Origin of the sequence: Paenibacillus jiangxiensis (genome assembly GCF_046098255.1) — a bacterium.
Lineage (GTDB): Bacteria > Bacillota > Bacilli > Paenibacillales > Paenibacillaceae > Paenibacillus > Paenibacillus jiagnxiensis.
The window spans coordinates 161801-178960 of the sequence record NZ_JBJURI010000008.1; the positions used below are offsets into that span (position 1 = coordinate 161801).

General features: G+C 52.8%; 18 protein-coding genes. 12 read left to right on the forward strand and 6 right to left on the reverse strand.

Going from position 1 to position 17160, the window contains the following annotated elements:
• The first annotated feature begins 51 nt into the window (after positions 1 to 51).
• On the forward strand, positions 52 to 1440 hold the full coding sequence (locus ACI1P2_RS10550; RefSeq protein ID WP_355319460.1) for an amidohydrolase: 1389 nt from the start codon (positions 52 to 54) through the stop codon (positions 1438 to 1440).
• Here the strand turns inward: ACI1P2_RS10550 and ACI1P2_RS10555 are convergent.
• Positions 1405 to 1791: a hypothetical protein gene (locus ACI1P2_RS10555; RefSeq protein WP_355319462.1), complete on the reverse strand. Its 387-nt coding sequence runs from the start codon at positions 1789 to 1791 to the stop codon at positions 1405 to 1407. The genes ACI1P2_RS10550 and ACI1P2_RS10555 overlap by 36 nt on opposite strands.
• 266 nt (positions 1792 to 2057) lie before the next feature.
• Here ACI1P2_RS10555 and ACI1P2_RS10560 point away from each other — a divergent pair, with 266 nt between their 5' ends.
• Complete coding sequence (locus ACI1P2_RS10560; protein WP_355319464.1) at positions 2058 to 2972, forward strand: DMT family transporter; 915 nt, start codon at positions 2058 to 2060, stop codon at positions 2970 to 2972.
• Between the two features lie 373 nt (positions 2973 to 3345).
• Positions 3346 to 4056, forward strand: a complete 711-nt coding sequence (locus ACI1P2_RS10565; protein ID WP_355319466.1) for a YitT family protein — start codon at positions 3346 to 3348, stop codon at positions 4054 to 4056.
• Between the two features lie 58 nt (positions 4057 to 4114).
• Here ACI1P2_RS10565 and ACI1P2_RS10570 read toward each other — a convergent pair whose 3' ends face one another.
• Positions 4115 to 4324, reverse strand: coding sequence for a DUF2188 domain-containing protein (locus tag ACI1P2_RS10570; RefSeq protein WP_355319468.1), 210 nt, complete (start codon positions 4322 to 4324; stop codon positions 4115 to 4117).
• A 222-nt stretch (positions 4325 to 4546) separates the two neighbouring features.
• On the opposite strand from ACI1P2_RS10570, the gene ACI1P2_RS10575 reads away from it, so the two are divergent.
• Positions 4547 to 5335, forward strand: coding sequence for a lipid II flippase Amj family protein (locus ACI1P2_RS10575; RefSeq protein ID WP_355319470.1), 789 nt, complete (start codon positions 4547 to 4549; stop codon positions 5333 to 5335).
• A 106-nt stretch (positions 5336 to 5441) separates the two neighbouring features.
• On the opposite strand, the gene msrA is transcribed toward ACI1P2_RS10575, so the two are convergent.
• On the reverse strand, positions 5442 to 6431 hold the full coding sequence (gene msrA, locus ACI1P2_RS10580; RefSeq protein ID WP_355319472.1) for a peptide-methionine (S)-S-oxide reductase MsrA: 990 nt from the start codon (positions 6429 to 6431) through the stop codon (positions 5442 to 5444).
• Between the two features lie 134 nt (positions 6432 to 6565).
• A complete protein-coding gene (locus ACI1P2_RS10585) occupies positions 6566 to 7174 on the reverse strand; it encodes a TVP38/TMEM64 family protein (RefSeq protein ID WP_355319473.1) in 609 nt (202 codons plus the stop codon).
• 376 nt (positions 7175 to 7550) lie between these two features.
• Between ACI1P2_RS10585 and ACI1P2_RS10590 the strand changes: the two genes are divergently transcribed.
• From ACI1P2_RS10590 to ACI1P2_RS10600, 3 genes are all read left to right on the forward strand, one after another.
• Positions 7551 to 8252 (forward strand): TerC family protein, encoded by a 702-nt coding sequence (locus ACI1P2_RS10590; RefSeq protein WP_355319475.1) that lies wholly within the window; start codon positions 7551 to 7553, stop codon positions 8250 to 8252.
• A gap of 187 nt (positions 8253 to 8439) precedes the next feature.
• The gene (locus tag ACI1P2_RS10595; protein WP_355319476.1) at positions 8440 to 9372 is read left to right on the forward strand and encodes a Gfo/Idh/MocA family protein; all 933 of its coding nucleotides are present in this window, start codon (positions 8440 to 8442) and stop codon (positions 9370 to 9372) included.
• Positions 9373 to 9402: 30 nt separating this feature from the next.
• Positions 9403 to 9720 (forward strand): hypothetical protein, encoded by a 318-nt coding sequence (locus ACI1P2_RS10600; protein ID WP_355319478.1) that lies wholly within the window; start codon positions 9403 to 9405, stop codon positions 9718 to 9720.
• Positions 9721 to 10034: 314 nt separating this feature from the next.
• On the opposite strand, the gene ACI1P2_RS10605 is transcribed toward ACI1P2_RS10600, so the two are convergent.
• Positions 10035 to 10853, reverse strand: coding sequence for a helix-turn-helix domain-containing protein (locus ACI1P2_RS10605; protein WP_355319480.1), 819 nt, complete (start codon positions 10851 to 10853; stop codon positions 10035 to 10037).
• 195 nt (positions 10854 to 11048) lie between these two features.
• On the opposite strand from ACI1P2_RS10605, the gene ACI1P2_RS10610 reads away from it, so the two are divergent.
• From ACI1P2_RS10610 to ACI1P2_RS10630, 5 genes are all read left to right on the forward strand, one after another.
• Positions 11049 to 12158 carry a Gfo/Idh/MocA family protein gene (locus tag ACI1P2_RS10610; protein ID WP_355319482.1) on the forward strand — a complete coding sequence of 370 codons (1110 nt, stop codon included), beginning with the start codon at positions 11049 to 11051 and terminating at the stop codon, positions 12156 to 12158.
• A 21-nt stretch (positions 12159 to 12179) separates the two neighbouring features.
• Complete coding sequence (locus ACI1P2_RS10615) at positions 12180 to 12947, forward strand: sugar phosphate isomerase/epimerase family protein (RefSeq protein ID WP_355319484.1); 768 nt, start codon at positions 12180 to 12182, stop codon at positions 12945 to 12947.
• Positions 12940 to 14022: a Gfo/Idh/MocA family protein gene (locus tag ACI1P2_RS10620; RefSeq protein WP_355319486.1), complete on the forward strand. Its 1083-nt coding sequence runs from the start codon at positions 12940 to 12942 to the stop codon at positions 14020 to 14022. The genes ACI1P2_RS10615 and ACI1P2_RS10620 overlap by 8 nt, the downstream gene beginning before the upstream one ends.
• 63 nt (positions 14023 to 14085) lie before the next feature.
• Complete coding sequence (locus ACI1P2_RS10625; protein WP_355319488.1) at positions 14086 to 15054, forward strand: sugar phosphate isomerase/epimerase family protein; 969 nt, start codon at positions 14086 to 14088, stop codon at positions 15052 to 15054.
• A gap of 31 nt (positions 15055 to 15085) precedes the next feature.
• Entirely contained in the window at positions 15086 to 15814 is a 729-nt protein-coding gene (locus ACI1P2_RS10630; protein WP_355319490.1) for a ThuA domain-containing protein, read from the forward strand.
• 92 nt (positions 15815 to 15906) lie between these two features.
• On the opposite strand, the gene ACI1P2_RS10635 is transcribed toward ACI1P2_RS10630, so the two are convergent.
• Positions 15907 to 17160: IS1182 family transposase (locus ACI1P2_RS10635; RefSeq protein WP_355319492.1), on the reverse strand; the 1254-nt coding region annotated here is incomplete at its 5' end.

Here is a 17160-nt window from a genome sequence, read left to right on the forward strand (position 1 = left end):
AGGGGCATCCTGTAGCCTGTCGGTGTAAACCAAACGACAGGAGGCTGTTTTATGTCAGCAATCAAAATCAAGGGTGCGACGATCTTTACCATGGTCCGGGGGGAGGCGCCGTATGAGGGAGATATTCTCATCAGGGACAGCCGCATCGCAAGCATAGGCCCGTCCATTGCTGAAGAAGCGGAGGAGATTCTGGACGGCCGCGGCATGCTCGCCATGCCCGGGCTCGTTAATGCCCATCAGCATTCACCGATGAGTCTGCTGCGGGCCTTCAGCGATGATCTGAAGCTGATGGACTGGCTGGAACGAAAAATGCTGCCCGCGGAAAACCGCATGACCCCAGAGGATATTTATTGGGGAGCCAAGCTGGGCATCGCGGAAATGATCAAATCCGGCACCACCGCTTTTGCGGATATGTATATTCATATGAACGAGATCGCCGAAGCGGTAAAGGAGACGGGAATCCGCGCTTCCCTTACCCGCGGTGTCATCGGGCTCGAAGACGACGGGGGACGGAGAATGGCGGAAGCGGCCGACCTGATCGACCGCTGGCACGGGCAGGCGGATGGCAGAATTACAACGATGGTAGGGCCGCATGCCCCTTATACCTGTCCTCCGCATTTTATGAAAGAAGCGCTTGCGCTGGCCGCAGACAAGGGTGTGCCCGTGCATACCCATCTTGCGGAAACGGTGGAGGAGACCGCGAAAATACGCGAGAAATATAACCGCACCCCAACGGAGTATTTAGCCGATACGGGGCTGCTGTCCCACGGCCATGTTCTTCTGGCCCATGGTGTGCACTTAACGCCGCAAGACATCAAGCTGCTGCGCGGAATCAAGGGGGGCGTGGCCCATAACCCGGTCAGCAACCTGAAGCTGTCCTGCGGCATTGCGCCTGTGGCCGAGCTGCTGAAGCAGGGCACAACGGTCGGACTCGGCACGGACGGGGCGGGCAGCGCAACAACGCTTGATATGTTCGAGGAAATCAAGGCCGCCGCCTGGCTGCAGAAGCTGCGGTCCGGCAATCCCGCTTCGTTTACGGCAGGAGAAGCATTGGCCATGGCAACGGCCGGCGGGGCCGAGCTGCTCGGGCTGCGCGAGGAGCTCGGCACGCTGGAGGCAGGCAAAAAGGCGGATATCATTCTGATCGACCTGCGCAAGCCGCATTTGCAGCCTGTTCATCATGCAGAGTCGCTGCTTGCCTACAGTGTGGGCGGAGCCGATGTGGACACCACAATTGTGAATGGGCGTATTTTGATGCAGGGCCGGCGTCTGCTGACGATGGATGAAGAGGAAATTCTGCGCGAGACGGCTGTTCGTGCCCAACGGATTACGGCAGGGATTAAACCTGCCAAGTCACGCCCGGCGGGAGGGATGCTTGCAAGCGAGGCGCGGGTGAAGAGCAGTTCACTCCGTCAGGGTCAGGTCAAGGCCAAGGAATGACCCCAGCTCCCGCCGCACTTCGCTTCTGGCAAAGGAAGGGAGCATAAAGAGACGTCTGTGATAACCACGGCAGACATAGAGCGCCTCAAGCCCTTTTCTGCTGCGGTTTTCCTCATAGACTTTAATACCGCTGCGTCTCATTTGCCTTTTGACATCAGCCAGCTGCTGAGTGATACGCCGTTGAACGCCGGACAAGCTGAGAATATATAAATCAGGCATTTTCAGCGGGGCTTGCCGCAGCTGGCGAATATCCCTTTCCAGCACATCGAGCGCGAGGGTATGAAGCACGTAGCTCTTCACGAGCCGCGAATCTTCTTCCGAGGGAACAGGTGGGGATACCGTTGGTTTCATATGTTCTTCCACTTCCTTCTTGACAGTAGAACTTTGGATGCTTCAAGCGAGAGAACACACGTTCTTAGTATTCCCCATCATAAATCCTTTGATACCATAAGGCAACGGATATTATCTGGAAGTAAGAACAGGCTTTTTCCTTTGCGGGAATGAGCCTTTTTCATGGACAGGGGTTTTCACAACGGCGGAAAAAGAGTATTCTTTTAGTCTTGAGGATGCTGTACAAATAGATACATATTTAAAAATCAGGGAAAGAAGGAATGCCGTTGTCTCGTTCGTTATATGCAGCTCTGATTCTGCTCAGCCTGATTTGGGGAGGCTCCTTCCTGTTCATTAAGGTGCTGCTGCAGCATGATATCGGCCCGTGGACGATTGCCAGCCTGCGTTCCTTATTCGGTCTGGTATTCATCCTGCTCGTTATGCTGGCTCTGCGCAAGCCTTTTTCCTTCAAGCAAATATCATGGGGCAGGGCTGTCATTGTATCACTGGTGAACATGGCCCTCCCCTGGGGACTGATCGCATTTAGCGAAACACGGCTGACCAGCAGTATGGCCTCGGTGCTGAACGCCACGACACCGATCTGGACCATGCTGGTCGGGCTGCTGTTTTTCGGTGCCACATTCACCCGGATGCAGTGGACGGGGATGCTGGTGGCTTTTGCAGGCATTATTGTACTGCTCGGTATTAATCCTGTTACCATCATTTCGGTGGATCCGGTCGGCTTTGTCTGTATGCTGACGGCCACGCTTTGTTACGGGTTTGGCACGCAGCTGTCCAGACGCCTGCTTGGCGGGCTCAGCATGTATCAAATGACCTTTGCCACACTTGCAGGCGCCGCTGTGGGGAGCGGGCTGGTCGCTATCTTTACGGAACAAGTGCCCGACCTGACGGAGCCTGCTGTCATGGGCTCCTTTATCGGACTTGGTGTGCTCGGCTCGGGGGTGGCTTATATTTTGTTCAACTATATGATTATGAAGGGAAGTCCGGAGTTTTCGACCTCGGTAGCCTATCTCGTTCCGGCGAGCGCTATGGTTTGGGGATATACACTGCTGGGCGAGCATATCGGATGGAACCTGCTTGCAGGGCTGGTTCTGATTCTTGGCGGCGTGTTTGCGGCAAACCGCAAAATAGGAACAAATCCCGGGAAGAAAGCAAGCAAAAGGGCGGATCTTCGGTCATAATGCCGTCTGCGGCCGCATATTAATCAAGATGTGCGGAAATATCCGCACAAGCAAGCTGTTTGGCACATGGCGCTGTGTGGTATAATAGATTAGGAGGAATCGTTCATCGGCATGCGGGAACCGTTCCTTCAAACCAAAATAGAAAGGATCAGGATACCATGAGTCCCCGAAGGATGATTCCCCAAAGGACGATTTGGAAACGTTATGATCTATCCTATACTTAGCTCTTCCGTAAGTGTACGTCGGTGACCGACTACTGCGGAAGAGGGGATTATAATGCGAAGGACCAAGTCCTCCAGGCGAATGTTGCGCCCGAACTTCCGTGAGTACCGGTTGATGATAAACCAACTTGCGAGAAACCGGGGGAGCCTGTATGAGGATAACGAACAAGAAGAAGCTTTTTAACAGAACGGCGGGACAAACGGCTGTCATGCTGCTTGGAACCTGCATTCTGGCATTTGCCTATTACCATATTAACTTTGCAAATCATTTGTCCGAAGGCGGATTTGTAGGGCTGGCCCTGCTGGGTAAATACGCGTTCGGACTGTCTCCGGCATGGAGTGTGCTGCTGCTTGATATACCGGTCCTGATCGTCGCCTGGCTGATCAAAGGCTGGCGGTTTGCGGCCCGCGCGCTGGTGGGGGCGGCTGCGTTCTCCATATTTTACAGCGGCTTTGAATGGCTTTCACCGCCGTTAATGAATTTGCAGGACAATCTGGCTGTTGCTTCCGTGCTGTCCGGGGTGTTGACCGGGCTGGGTGCAGGGATCGTTATGCGCAGCGGGGGAGCTACAGGCGGAGACGATATTCTGTCCATTATGATCAGTGAGCGGAAGGGCTGGAAGCTGGGCAGCGTATTTTTTGTTAGTGACTGTATCGTGCTGCTGCTGTCTCTCTTTTATCTGCCTTTCAAAGAAACGATGTATACCATTTTTGCGGTGTGGATTGCCGGTCAAATGATTACGCTGACCGTTGGGTTCAGGCTCAAGTCTGCTGCCAAGGCCAATATCAAAGCTAAGGGAAAGGGCCAGCCTGCCGCAGGCACAGCATTGACTGGAGTACAAAGCGTACGGCAATCATCATGATAAAATGTCTAAAAACCGTCCGGTAATTCATGCCGAACGGTTTTTTTGCCGTGATTCGTCAATCATGGTGCTTTGAGGTTTTCGTCTTTCCATCACTGGAAGGATGGTTGTCGGCCCATTCCTCCGCCTGCGAGGTTGCAATGGCGATGGCCCGCCCTTCCTCGTAGCCGTCCCGCAGAAGCGCATTGGCAATTTCCACAGCTTTCTCGCGGACACGCTCGTCCAAATTTTTCATGGATGGGGGATAATCATGCTTGCTCCAGGGCATTCAAGATACCTCCTTTGTCATGCTGAGTCATTTAATATCTATTACCCCTGCCGGATGTTCCTAAACGGAAGAACAGACACATGGATACTGTCAATGACTCCAGTTTCCCTTGCAGAAGGGACAGGAAGACATCAAGGAAAGAAAAGGATATAATCGATAGGGTAAAAGCAACGGATCGTGGAATGTGAAGGATTGAAATAGGAAGAGGAGACGTGGGATTAGATGTTTGCGCTTGCGTGTACGCTTTTGTTCACCATGATCATTCATACAACGGACAGCCTGTCTTACGCACTGCGGCTGGGAGGCCTGCGGGCGCGGCGCATTGGATTGGCATTAACAGTGGCAGGAATGCTGCTGCTTGTATCGCGCACCTCGAATATGGTTCAGGGACCGATGCTGGGCAGCATAGCGGATCAGGCCAGGCTGACAGCGCAGGACCCGCTGGAATGGAAGCTTCATGCCATCCTGGGGGCAGCGACGGCCGGGACGCTGCTTGCGGTCCTGCTGTTTCCAGCTGTGGTTCGGATTTCGGCAAGGCTCGTTGTGCATCTGGAAGCCGCCGGATCGGTCGGTGGCATGATCAGGCGGCTCGTGCAGCAGGCGCGGTGGAGACATATTGGATATTATGTCAAGCGGCCCAGCCGTACCATGGCCCGCACCTTGCTTCGCGGTTCCTTTCCGAAGCGGCTTGTGCTGTTAAACCTGCTCGTCACTGCGGTGTATACAGTAGGGGTTCTGGCGGCTGTATACGCCTCGTATTTGTGGCCGGAGCATGCGACCTCCATGTCGATGTCTTCCGGACTGATCAACGGCGCTGCCACCATTCTGCTGACGCTGCTGATTGATCCGCGGTTGGCGATCCTGTCGGAACGTGCAGTGAGAGGGGATCTGCGGCTGGAAGGCATGAGCCGGATTTACGGCTGGATGCTGCTGTCCCGGCTGGGAGGCACGCTGCTGGCACAGCTGCTGCTGGTGCCGTTCGCGTACTGGATCGGCTGGATTATCGCATAATTATTTTTGATTTAAAAGGGTGCGGACATAAAGAACAAAAGGTCGAGAACTGGGGAAACTTGCTCCCGTTCTCGACCTTTTTTGCAACCCATGATGATAAACTACTTTAAAGGGATTCCTGACCATCCTCAAACAGGTAGGTGTACTCGCCGTACCCTTCATTGACGAGATCCTCCTTCGGCACGAAACGCAAGGCGGCGGAATTGATGCAATAGCGCAGCCCGTCAGGTCCCGGCCCGTCGTCAAACACGTGCCCCAGATGCGAATCGGCCTCACGGCTGCGCACCTCGGTGCGGATCATGAAATGGCTCAGATCGCTCTTCTCCTTAATGCTGTAGCTGCGAAGCGGGCGGGTGAAGCTTGGCCAGCCGCAGCCTGCGTCGTACTTGTCGCGCGAGCTGAACAGCGGCTCGCCGGAGACGATGTCAACGTAAATGCCATCCTCATTATGATCCCAGAACTCGTTCTGGAACGGTCGCTCGGTCGCATTATTTTGCGTTACCTCGTACTGGAGGGCTGTGAGCCGTGATGTCAGGTCGGATTTATCGAAATTGCCAGACCAATGGCGTTCGATGAAATCTTCGCGTCCGGAGCCTTTGCGGTACCGTTTATAATGGCCCGGATTTTTCTTGTGATAATCCTGATGATATTCCTCTGCTTCATAGAACGTCGAGGCTGGAAGAATAGGGGTGACGATCGGCTTGTCAAAGCGTCCGCTCTTGCCGAGCGCTTCTTTGGAGCCTTCGGCCTTTACGCGCTGCTCCTCATTGTGATAAAAGATCGCTGTTTTGTAGGATTCGCCGCGGTCATGAAACTGCCCGCCCGCGTCGGTCGGGTCGATTTGCTGCCAGAACAGCTCCAGCAGCTTCTCATACGGGAAAATTTGCGGATCAAACGTAATCTGCACAGCCTCCACGTGACCCGTTGTATCGGAGCACACTTCTTCATAAGTAGGATTTTCTTTATGTCCGCCTGTGTAGCCTGAACGCACCTTCTTGATGCCGGGAAGTTCCTCAAAGGGGGAAACCATGCACCAGAAACACCCTCCTGCAAAGGTAGCGAGCTCTGTCTGCTTTGGATTTTTGATGCTGTCCATATCGTCACTCCATTCCAATGGGATGTTTTTGATCAGTGTGATTTCAATCGTTTACAATTAAATTATAATCTACTTTGTTGCAGAGGCCAACTGGTAAAGAAAATGGAGGCCAACCGATTGTAACGGCCAGTTCGTTAACGGCTGGCACCGGTCTTGAACCGGCTTATCCACAATACAACCCCCGCAAGCGCCGTATAGGCAGTGAACAGCAGCACTCCGGCCAGGGGTCTGTCTGCCAGCAGGCTGCCTGCGTAAGCATAAATGAAAATGCCGGGCAGCTTGCCGATGCCTGTTGCGAGCATAAAAGCCCGGAACGGGAAGCCGGCGACGCCTGCATAGATATTGACGGCCGCCTGCGGAATGACAGGCATCAGGCGGGCAGCCAGCACGGCAGCGAACGGACGGCGCTCCATCGCCGATGTAAAAGAGTGCAGGGCAGGGAAGCGTTCCAGATAAGCTTTGCCACGCTCGCGGAAAAGAGAAGCAGCCCAGTAAACGGCCGCCGCCGCGAGCGTTGTGCCTGCCCAGCATATGGCGGCAGCCTGCCACGCCCCCATGAGGTAGGCTGCGGTCGTAATGACCAGTTTGTACGGAACAAAAGGGATGAGCGCGAATCCGAATGCAAGACCTAAAAGCACGGGAAAGGAGCCGTGCTGCCGGGTCCATTCCAGCAAATCATATCTGTACATAAACGCGAAGCCGAACAGCGAAACATAGGCTGCAATGGCAATCCATTTTTTCATCGAGTAACCTTTCAGGCAGGACTACAGCGTACCGGAACCCCCGTTCACAAAGGGAAGTCCAATTCTGAACATTTTTGTGTTCACTTCTTTGAAAATGTATGCTATACTTGCCATTAATAAGAATAGTTCCCAAAGGGGAGTAGCTCTAAGCGGTAAAGTCGTCATTACGGGATTGTTTCCCCGGCTTTATTGGCAACGCCTGCGTTGTAGCGAGACCTTTGCCTGATTTCTTTTTCAATTCGGGTGAAGGTCTTTTTTGGTGCCTAAATCAGGAAAGCGCCGTTCCGAATTGAAAAGGAATGGGCGCTTTTTTGTGCATGAATGCGGGCAACTATGTCAATTATACCAAAATAAACAGAGAAAGTGGGGAAACGGGATGGATTTTTTCGGCGTGGAATTTTGGATGGCGCTGCTGTCAATCGTTGTTATCGATCTCGTGCTTGCGGGGGACAATGCCATTGTCATCGGACTGGCGGCACGGAATGTAAAGAAGGAGGACCAGAAGAAGGTCATCTTTTGGGGGACTGTCGGGGCTGTCGTCATCCGAGTGGTGGCAACGCTGCTGGTCACGTATTTGCTCTTGATCCCGGGGCTTCGTTTAATCGGGGGGCTGCTGCTCGTCTGGATCGCTTATAAGCTGCTGGTGGAGGATAAGAAGCACGAAATTTCGGCAGGCAACCAGATGTGGGCGGCGATCCGCACCATTATCATTGCAGATGCGATGATGGGACTGGACAACGTGCTTGCGGTTGCAGGCGCCGCGCATGGCGACATGTTCCTTGTTATTCTGGGTCTGGCCATCTCCGTTCCGATCATGGTATGGGGAAGCACGATCATTCTGAAACTGACAGACCGTTTTCCGATGGTCATTGCGATTGGAGCCGCAGTGCTTGCATACACTGCAGCCAAAATGATTGTGGCTGAGCCGATGATTCACTCATGGTTCCTTAACCCTGTATTGAAATACGGATTTGAGCTGGTCGTAGTAGCGGCTGTAGTCCTGCTCGGCTGGCAGGTTAAAAAGAAGAAAGAGAAGCAGGCCGCTGCCCATCCGCAGCAAGTCAAAATGTACGAATAAATCAGGTCTATTTCCAAAAATGAATCATGCACAGCCTTAAGACGGTTCCGATATCAGGAGCCGTCTTTTTGCAGAAAATGAGCCTGGCATAACACGCAGATTCCGGCTGGCATTGCCCTCGGACCCTGCAGACGGTACACTGTAACGTAGAAAGCCGAAGCGCTGAAAAAGAAATGGGGAAGCAGGGATGAGTGGGATGGAGAAAATTAAAATAGCGATCGCCGGATTGGGGGATATCGCCCGCAAGGTGTATCTGCCTTTGCTGTCGGCCCATGATGACGTGGAAATCGTGGGCATACACAACCGGTCTCCTGAGCCGGTGCGGCAGATGCTCCAAAAATACCGGTTCCAGCAAGGAACGACGGATTTGAAGGAGCTGCTGAGCTGGGGACCGGACGCCGTATTTATTCACAGCGCGACGGAAGCCCACTACGATATGGTTATGGCATGCATTGAACAAGGAAAAGCCGTATATGTGGACAAGCCGCTCTCTTATCATTTGCGGGAGTCTGTGGAAATGGCCGCTTTTGCGGAAGCGCAGGGAGTTCTGCTGGCCGTGGGCTTTAACCGCCGCTTTGCTCCGCAATACGTTCAGGCCAAGTCGTGGCTTGAGGAAGCCGGCGGCTTCAGTCACTGCTCTGTAGTAAAGCATCGTACGGGGCTGCAGCAGCGGCCGGCGCGGGAAACGGTGTATGATGACTTGATTCATATGCTGGATCTTCTGCTTTGGCTGGGCGGGGACAGCTATGAGCTGCTGCAGGCAAGCTTGGATCAGGACAGCGAAGGGCGAATGACCCGTGCGTTCGGCACGCTGAGATTCGGAGAAGCGGCAGGAACGTTCAATATGGACAGACAGGCGGGTATTGATTTCGAAAGAGTGGAGCTGCACGGCAGCGGCCGGTCGGCCGAGATCACGCAGATGGAGCAAGCCGTACTGTACGAGAAAGGACGGCTGCCGCAAACTGGCGGCTTCGGAAGCTGGGATACAATATTGCAGCGGCGCGGCTTCGCGGGCGCGGTTGACCATTTTCTGCACAACATCGCTACACCGGAGCAATGCGGCATCCGGGCCGGGCTGGTTTTGGAATCGCATGAATTGGCCGAACGGCTGCTCGGATAAATAGAAAGATCGGCAGGGAGAGAAGCAGAAATGAATGAGAGAAATCGTCAGCAATCGGTGGAGGACATGGTGGTCGAAAGCTACAGGCAGGAAGAGGACATGATGATCCTTGTATTTGCCCAGTGGTGTGTCAATGGAGGATTGGACCCGCTGGAGTTGTACAGGCAGGCTTATCCAGAGCAAGAGCAGAATGAGCGGCTGCTGCGGGTGCTGGAGTTGACGGTGCCGAAGGAAGAAGCGGGGCCGATCCCGGATGATACGGTGCTCGGCGTGCTGTCCATGTTCGGAAATGACGATCTTGCGATGGTCGTCTCGGAGCAAATTCAGGAAAGTTCCAAGAAAAGATAGAGTCACCCGTATATCATAAAGCGTATGAGGTTACTGTACCAAATGGGACAGGCCGTCATACGCTTTTTTATAATGACATATGAATAATATCAGAGCGAGTTCAAAAAGTTGGCTTTTCAGCACCGAGAAGATTGGATGAAGATAGGGACTGAGGAGCGGAGCGTACATGGGGTACGTGAGCACCTGAAATGTTTCCGCAGGAAACATGCTTCGGAAGCATCTACTTATTAGTCCCGGCTGAATTCAAGATTCGATGTCGAATCCGCTTCCTGACTTACTTCGTGATCAAAAGACGACTTTTTGAACCACCTCTATCAGAGCTGCTCTCTGTGAATGCTGCGGAACTCCTTGGGCGACATCCTGAACCGGGAGCGGAATACGCGGTGAAAATACGTATAGTTGGCGAACCCGGAGGATTCGGCCGCCTGCTCCAGCGACATGGGACTGAAAATGATGCGCTCCCGCGCCATGTTGAGCCGGACGTCAAGCGTATATTGCATAATGCTCGTTCCGAACGTTTCTTTGAAAAGGTGAACGGCGCGCGATACGCTGATGCCGATATGGGCGGCGACATCCTCAAGCTTGAAGGTGGAGGAGGCATTCTCTTCAATATAGTTCTTGATCTGGTAGGCGAGATAGCTTTGATGGGACGATGCCGGGTGCTCCGCGAGAAGTCTGTCAATTTCAAGGCAAAGTATTTTCATATAATATTCCGAAATTTCCGGGTACGGATTGGATATGCGGCGCTGCTCCATGACGATCTGGCGGAATAATCCCAGCAGCGACTCCGTGAGCTGGACTTTGATTTTGGTTGGCCGCTTGTGACGGTCCCACCATTCATCCACCCACGCTCCCGCAAAAAAAATATGATAATCGCCGCTTTCGATCGTTTGCTCACCCATAGGATTGAGCTCGGAGTCGATTTTCAATTCGTAGGGTTCGGTCGGATTAAACAGCAGCAGATCCCCTGGCTCGATTTTTACCATGTCGTCGCTGATGCGGACCCGGCACCTTCCGTCCGTCTGCAGGCGAAAAAGATAATTTTTGATTCCTTCCGGCTGATTTTGATAAAAGGGCTTGCGGTGAAAAGAGAACCCTGCGGTCAAAACCTGACACGGTTCAGTGGTGGACATATGCTACGTCTCCTTATGAATAAAATTCTTCTACAATTAATAACATAACGTCTGAACCAGCGTAAAAGTTTTTTAAATAATGACCAGATTGTTCATGTTTTAATCATATTATTCATTTTAATTGAAACAGATTAGGAATACTATAACAACTAGATTGAACCTGTTTTTAATCGCAGCTTAAGGAGTGAGCGTATCGTGGAGAAAGTGAAGGCAGGTATTATCGGTTGTGGTAATATCAGTGCCGTGTATCTGGCGAACCTCAAGAAAAGCCCTTTGATCGAAGTCGTGGCGGTAGCTGACTTGCTGGCAGATCGCGCAGAAGAAAGGGCGAATCAATTTGGTATTGGAAGCGTATACACAGTAGATGAGCTCATTCAGAGTGAGGAACTCGAGTTGGTGTTCAACCTGACGGTTCCCGGCAGTCATGCCCTGACCGATCTGGCGGTTCTGGAAGCAGGCAAGCATGTATACAGTGAAAAGCCGCTTGCGGTATCGCTGGAGGACGGGAAGAAGGTCGTTGAACTGGCAAGTGAGAAGGGGCTCAGAGTGGGCTGTGCGCCCGATACCTTCCTGGGAGCCGGCATTCAGACGGCAAGATATGCGATCAAGGAAGGCCTGATCGGCCAACCGATTGCCGCGACCGCCTTCTTCATGGGCAGAGGTCCGGAATGGTGGCATCATGACCCGGAGTTTTTCTATGCATCCGGCGGCGGTCCGATGTTCGATATGGGACCTTATTATTTGACCGCTCTCGTTAATTTGCTGGGCCCGATCCGGCGCATCAGCGCATCGGCCGGCATTCAGATTCCGGACCGCAAGATTCACAGCGGACCGAAGAGCGGGACACCGCTGCAGGTACAGACGCCAACGCATCTGTCCGGCACGCTGGATTTTGTGAATGGAGCTATTGCAACCATGATTACGAGCTTCGACATCCGGGGAGCCTCCGATCTCCCGCGGATTGAAATATATGGTACCGAGGGGACGCTAAGTGTCCCTGACCCTAATGAATTCAATGGTGAGGTCAGATTGCGGAAATTCGGCGAGGAAGAGTGGCAGACCGTTGAACCCCTGTTCGAATGCTCAAGCAATGAGCGGGGGCTGGGAGCGGGCGAGATGATCACGGCCATGCGGGCAGGCCGGGCCCATCGAGCCAGCGCGGAGCTGGGTTACCATGTACTCGAAGCTATGCACGCGTTCCAGCGTTCATCTATGGAGGGCAAACATATCATTCTGGAGAGCGCTTACGAGCCTGATGAAGAGTTGTACTACGGAACAGAAGTAATGTCTGCGGAACAATCATAACGATGCGGGAGGATGCAGAAAATGGCTAAAGTAGGCTTGCAGCTGTACACAGTAAGGGATCAGCTTGAACAGGATTTTGAAGGAACGATCCGTCAGGTGGCCGCGCTCGGCTACCAGGGAGTGGAGTTTCACGCCTTCTTCGGCCGCAGCGCGGAGGAAGTCAAGGCCCTGCTTGACGAATTGGGGCTTGAGGTCGTTGGAACACATATCGGCTATCAAAGGCTGGTGGATCATCTGGATGAGGAAATTGCTTATCACAAGGCCATCGGCAACAAATATTTGGTTGTCCCTTACCTGACCGAAGAGCAAAGACAGTGGGAGGATGTTTTTGACAACCTGGCCAAAATCGGGACTGCCGTCAAAGAAGCGGGCCTCGTGCTCTGCTACCATAACCATGATTTCGAACTGACGGAGAAGCTGGACGGCAAGCCTGTTTTCGACGCCATGTTTGAGAGTGTGCCGGCTGATCTTCTTCAAGTGGAAATGGACACCTGCTGGGTACATTACGGAGGATACGAGCCCGTTGAATATATTGAACGCTACGCCGGACGTCTGCCGCTTGTTCATCTGAAGGATATGAGCAGGGACGGAGACGGCAAAGCCGTTACCGTAGAGCTCGGCAAGGGTGAGGTCAATCTGTCCGCCATCGCCGATGCGGCGGTCAAAGCGGACGTAGAATGGATTATCGTGGAACAGGATTTCTGCGCCAATCCTCCAATTCAAAGCATCGAAACAAGCATACAATGGATTAAGGAATACGCTAATCAGGGAGGACAATTAAATGTCTAATACAGTAAAAATCGCAATTGTCGGATGCGGAGGCATCGCAAACGGCAAACATATGCCAAGCTTGGCCAAACAAGCAAACGCCGAAATGATCGCATTCTGTGACATTATTAAAGAGCGTGCCGAGGAGGCCGCCGCTGAGTACGGCGCCGAAGGCGCCAAAGTGTATGACGATTATAATGAAATGCTAAAGGATGGCGGCTTTGATGTGGTTCATGTCTGCACGCCGAATGATTCCCATTCCGAAATTACAGTCGCAGCGCTTGAAGCAGGCAATCACGTCATGTGCGAAAAGCCGATGGCCAAAACGACCGCACAGGCCCGCGAAATGCTGGAGGCGGCCAAGCGGACGGGCAAAAAGCTGTCCATTGCCTATCAAAACCGGTACCGTGATGACAGCCTGTATTTAAAGGACATGGTTGAAAACGGTGATCTCGGTGAGATCTATTACGGCAAAGCCATCGCTCTCCGCCGCCGCGCCGTGCCTACCTGGGGCGTATTCCTGGATGAAGAGAAGCAGGGCGGCGGCCCGCTGATTGATATCGGCACCCATGCACTTGATCTGACGCTGTGGCTGATGGACAATTACAAGCCGAAAAGCGTCATGGGCTCCACGTTCCACAAGCTCGGGCAGCGTCAAAACGCAGCCAATGCCTTTGGTCCGTGGGATCCGGAGCAGTTCAAGGTGGAGGATTCCGCCTTTGGCTTTATTACGATGGAGAACGGGGCGACCATTGTGCTGGAATCCAGCTGGGCACTCAACGTATCCGAGTTTGGCGAAGCTAAGTCGCTGCTCTGCGGCACGGAAGGCGGAGCGGATATGAAAGATGGGCTTCGCATTAACGGCGAGAAAAACAGCAGACTGTATGAGACCAAGATCGATCTTGGAGCAGGCGGAGTGGCCTTCTATTCCGGTGAAAAGGAGACGGAGGCCGACCGCGAGGCACGCTTGTGGCTGGAAGCGGTGCAAAACGATACCGAGCCGCTGGTGAAACCGGAGCAGGCGCTTGTCGTTACGGAAATTCTGGAGGCCATTTACGAGTCGGCCCGGACAGGAAAAGCCGTGTACTTTGAGTAATGCAGGCCTGTTTGTTACAAATTAAACAGCATATACCGATATATGTACGAGGAGGAATAAGGCATGAAGCTCGGAGTATTTATGGTTTTGTTCGGCGACAGATCTCTGGAGGAGGCGCTTGATTTTGTGGCCTCCAGAGGAGTAAAGGCCGTCGAGATCGGCACGGGCGGCAATCCGGGCAACAAGCATTGCAGGCCTGCTGAGCTGCTGGAAAATGAAACGGCGCTCAAAAACTTCAAGCAGGCGGTGGAATCCCGCGGCCTGATCATCAGTGCATTGAGCTGCCACGGCAACCCGCTGCATCCGCAGAAGAAGCTGGCACAGGCGGATCACGAGGATTTTATCAATTCCGTGCTGCTGGCGGAGAAGCTGGAGGTGCCTGTTGTTAATACTTTCTCCGGCTGTCCGGGCGACCATGAGGATGCCAAGTATCCGAACTGGCCGGTGGCCCCATGGCCGAATGACTATCAGGAAATCCTGAAATGGCAGTGGGAGAACAAGGTCATCCCTTATTGGACGGAAACGGGCAAATTTGCGGCTGACCACAACGTGAAAGTTGGCCTTGAGCTGCATGGCGGCTTCTCGGTGCATACGCCGGCAACCCTGCTGCGCCTGCGCGAGGCTGCGGGTGAAGTGATCGGCGCCAATCTGGATCCGAGCCATATGTGGTGGCAGGGAATCGATCCGGTGCAGGCCGTTCACATTTTGGGCCGCGAAAATGCCATTCACCATTTCCATGCCAAGGATACGACGATTGATCCGGTAAATGTAAATAAATACGGTTTGACAGATATGCAGGATTATACGAAAATGCTTGACCGCGCATGGCAGTTCCGGACCGTGGGATACGGTCATGACATGAAAACGTGGGCGGATATTTTAAGCGCACTGCGCCTGGTCGGTTATGATTATGTAGTAAGTATTGAGCATGAAGACGGATTGATGTCCATTGAAGAAGGCTTTACAAAGGCTGTCCAAAATCTTCAACCCATCATCATGGATGAACCATTGGGAGATATGTGGTGGGTGTAAGTGGGTTTAAACAATTAGGGGGAACAAGCTTATGATAAACGTCACCATCTGGAACGAATATGTGCACGAAAAAATTCACGATGAGGTTAAAGCGGTATATCCGGACGGACTGCACAAGGCGATTGCCGACGGGCTGGCCGGTGAGAGCTTTGCCATCCGGACCGCCACGCTTGACGAGCCTGAGCACGGATTGACTGACGAGGTGCTGAATACGACGGATGTGCTGATCTGGTGGGGGCATATGGCCCATGACCGTGTCAGTGACGAAATTACAGCCAAGGTCGTTCGGCGCGTCCAGCAAGGCATGGGATTCATCGTCCTGCATTCGGGGCATTTCTCCAAACCGTTCAAGGCATTGATGGGAACCAGCTGCGATCTGAAATGGAGGGAAGCGGGAGAGCAGGAAATCATCTGGTGTGTGAATCCCTCCCATCCGATTGCCGAGGGAATCGAACCCAAAATCGTGCTGGATCAGGAAGAAATGTATGGTGAATTTTTCGATATTCCAACTCCGGATGAGCTGGTGTTTGTAAGTAACTTCGAGGGCGGAGAAGTGTTCCGCAGCGGCTGTACGTTCCGCCGGGGAAGCGGCAAGATCTTCTACTTCCGTCCCGGCCACGAAACGTATCCAACGTACTACAAGCCGGAAGTTCTGAAAGTGATCTCCAACGCGATAAAATGGGCATATCCGGCGCATAACGCACAGCCCGTATTTGGGAAGTCCGAGCCGGTGCGTCCTTTCAAAGAAATTCTGGTCTAAGCAGACGAAGCAATTATGGAGGGTGTCCCAAAAGTAAACTTTGGAACACCCTCATCAGTAAAATAGGATGGTATTCGAAAGAAATTAAGGGGCTAAGCGGTCGGTTCTCGCTTAGCTCCTTGGTTTTTAGCGTCTACTGCAGCTTTTTTAAGTAGATTGTGGGCAAGGGAAAGCCACCCGACCTCCATGCTTACTTTTGGTAAGCCTCGAAGCAGGAACCTTTTAAAGCCCCGGTTGTTCTTTATATCGCCAAACACAGGCTCCGGCTCGATCATGCGCCTTACCGCCAGGGCATAACCTTCTTCGCTGCGAAGCTTCTGCCTTGCCTGGTTTCTTAGCCGCAAATACTTCATGCTCACTTTGATCTCGCGATCACCTTTGGCTTTTGTACACTGCGGCTTTAGTGGACAGTCCTCACAGCCGGCGCTTCGATAATGTCGGTATTCGATCTCATACCCGCTTTCTGTTTTCTCCTTACTCCCTCTTCGGAAATGGAGCGTTTGTCCAGCCGCGCATGTCCATGTATCTTGTTCGCTGTTATAGGTCCAGTTGTCCATCTTGCTGATGTCCTTTTTCCATGCCTTGCTTTTTTCGCGGTGATACGTGCTGTACTTCACAATGGCTTCGACTTCGTTCTGCTCCAAGTAGTCATAATTTTCTTCTCCACCATAGCCCGCATCAGCGATGACGGTGCCCGGGAGCTTTCCTAACTGCGATTTCACTTTTTCAAGATGCGGGATGAGGCAGCGAGTATCGGTCGGGCGCTGGTGCAAACTGTAACCGACAATGAATTGGTTTTCGGTACCGATCTGTACGTTGTAACCCGGCTTGAGCTGGCCATTTCGCATATGGTCTTCTTTCATTCGCATAAATGTAGCGTCATGGTCCGTTTTGCTGTAGCTATTTCTAGTCCCTAAAATCGTTTGTTGTGTTTCGTACTTTTGAAGACGCGGAAGTAAGTCCTTGCGGAGCGTACGCACCGCCTTCTTGAGCGGCTTGTCCTTTGGTTTCTCCTGCAGACGCTCCTCCAATTGTTTGACGGCTTGCTCCAGCTTTTCACTGGTGATGGAAGAGGACTCGCCCAGTTCAAGAAGTTCCTGGCCGCCGTGCGTTCCTTCTTCTTGTTTCTCGGCTTCCTCTATAGCGGCGAATAAGGTCTGCACTTTTTCCTGGAGCTTGGCTTTATACTTCACCACGGCCTTTCCCCAAACAAATGTATATCGATTGGCATTCGCTTCGATCTTCGTACCGTCCACAAAGTAATGCTCCAGCTGCACGTAGTTCTCCTCGGCCAGAAACTGAAGAACGGCGGTAAACACCGTCTCCAGTACGCTTTTCATTCGTTC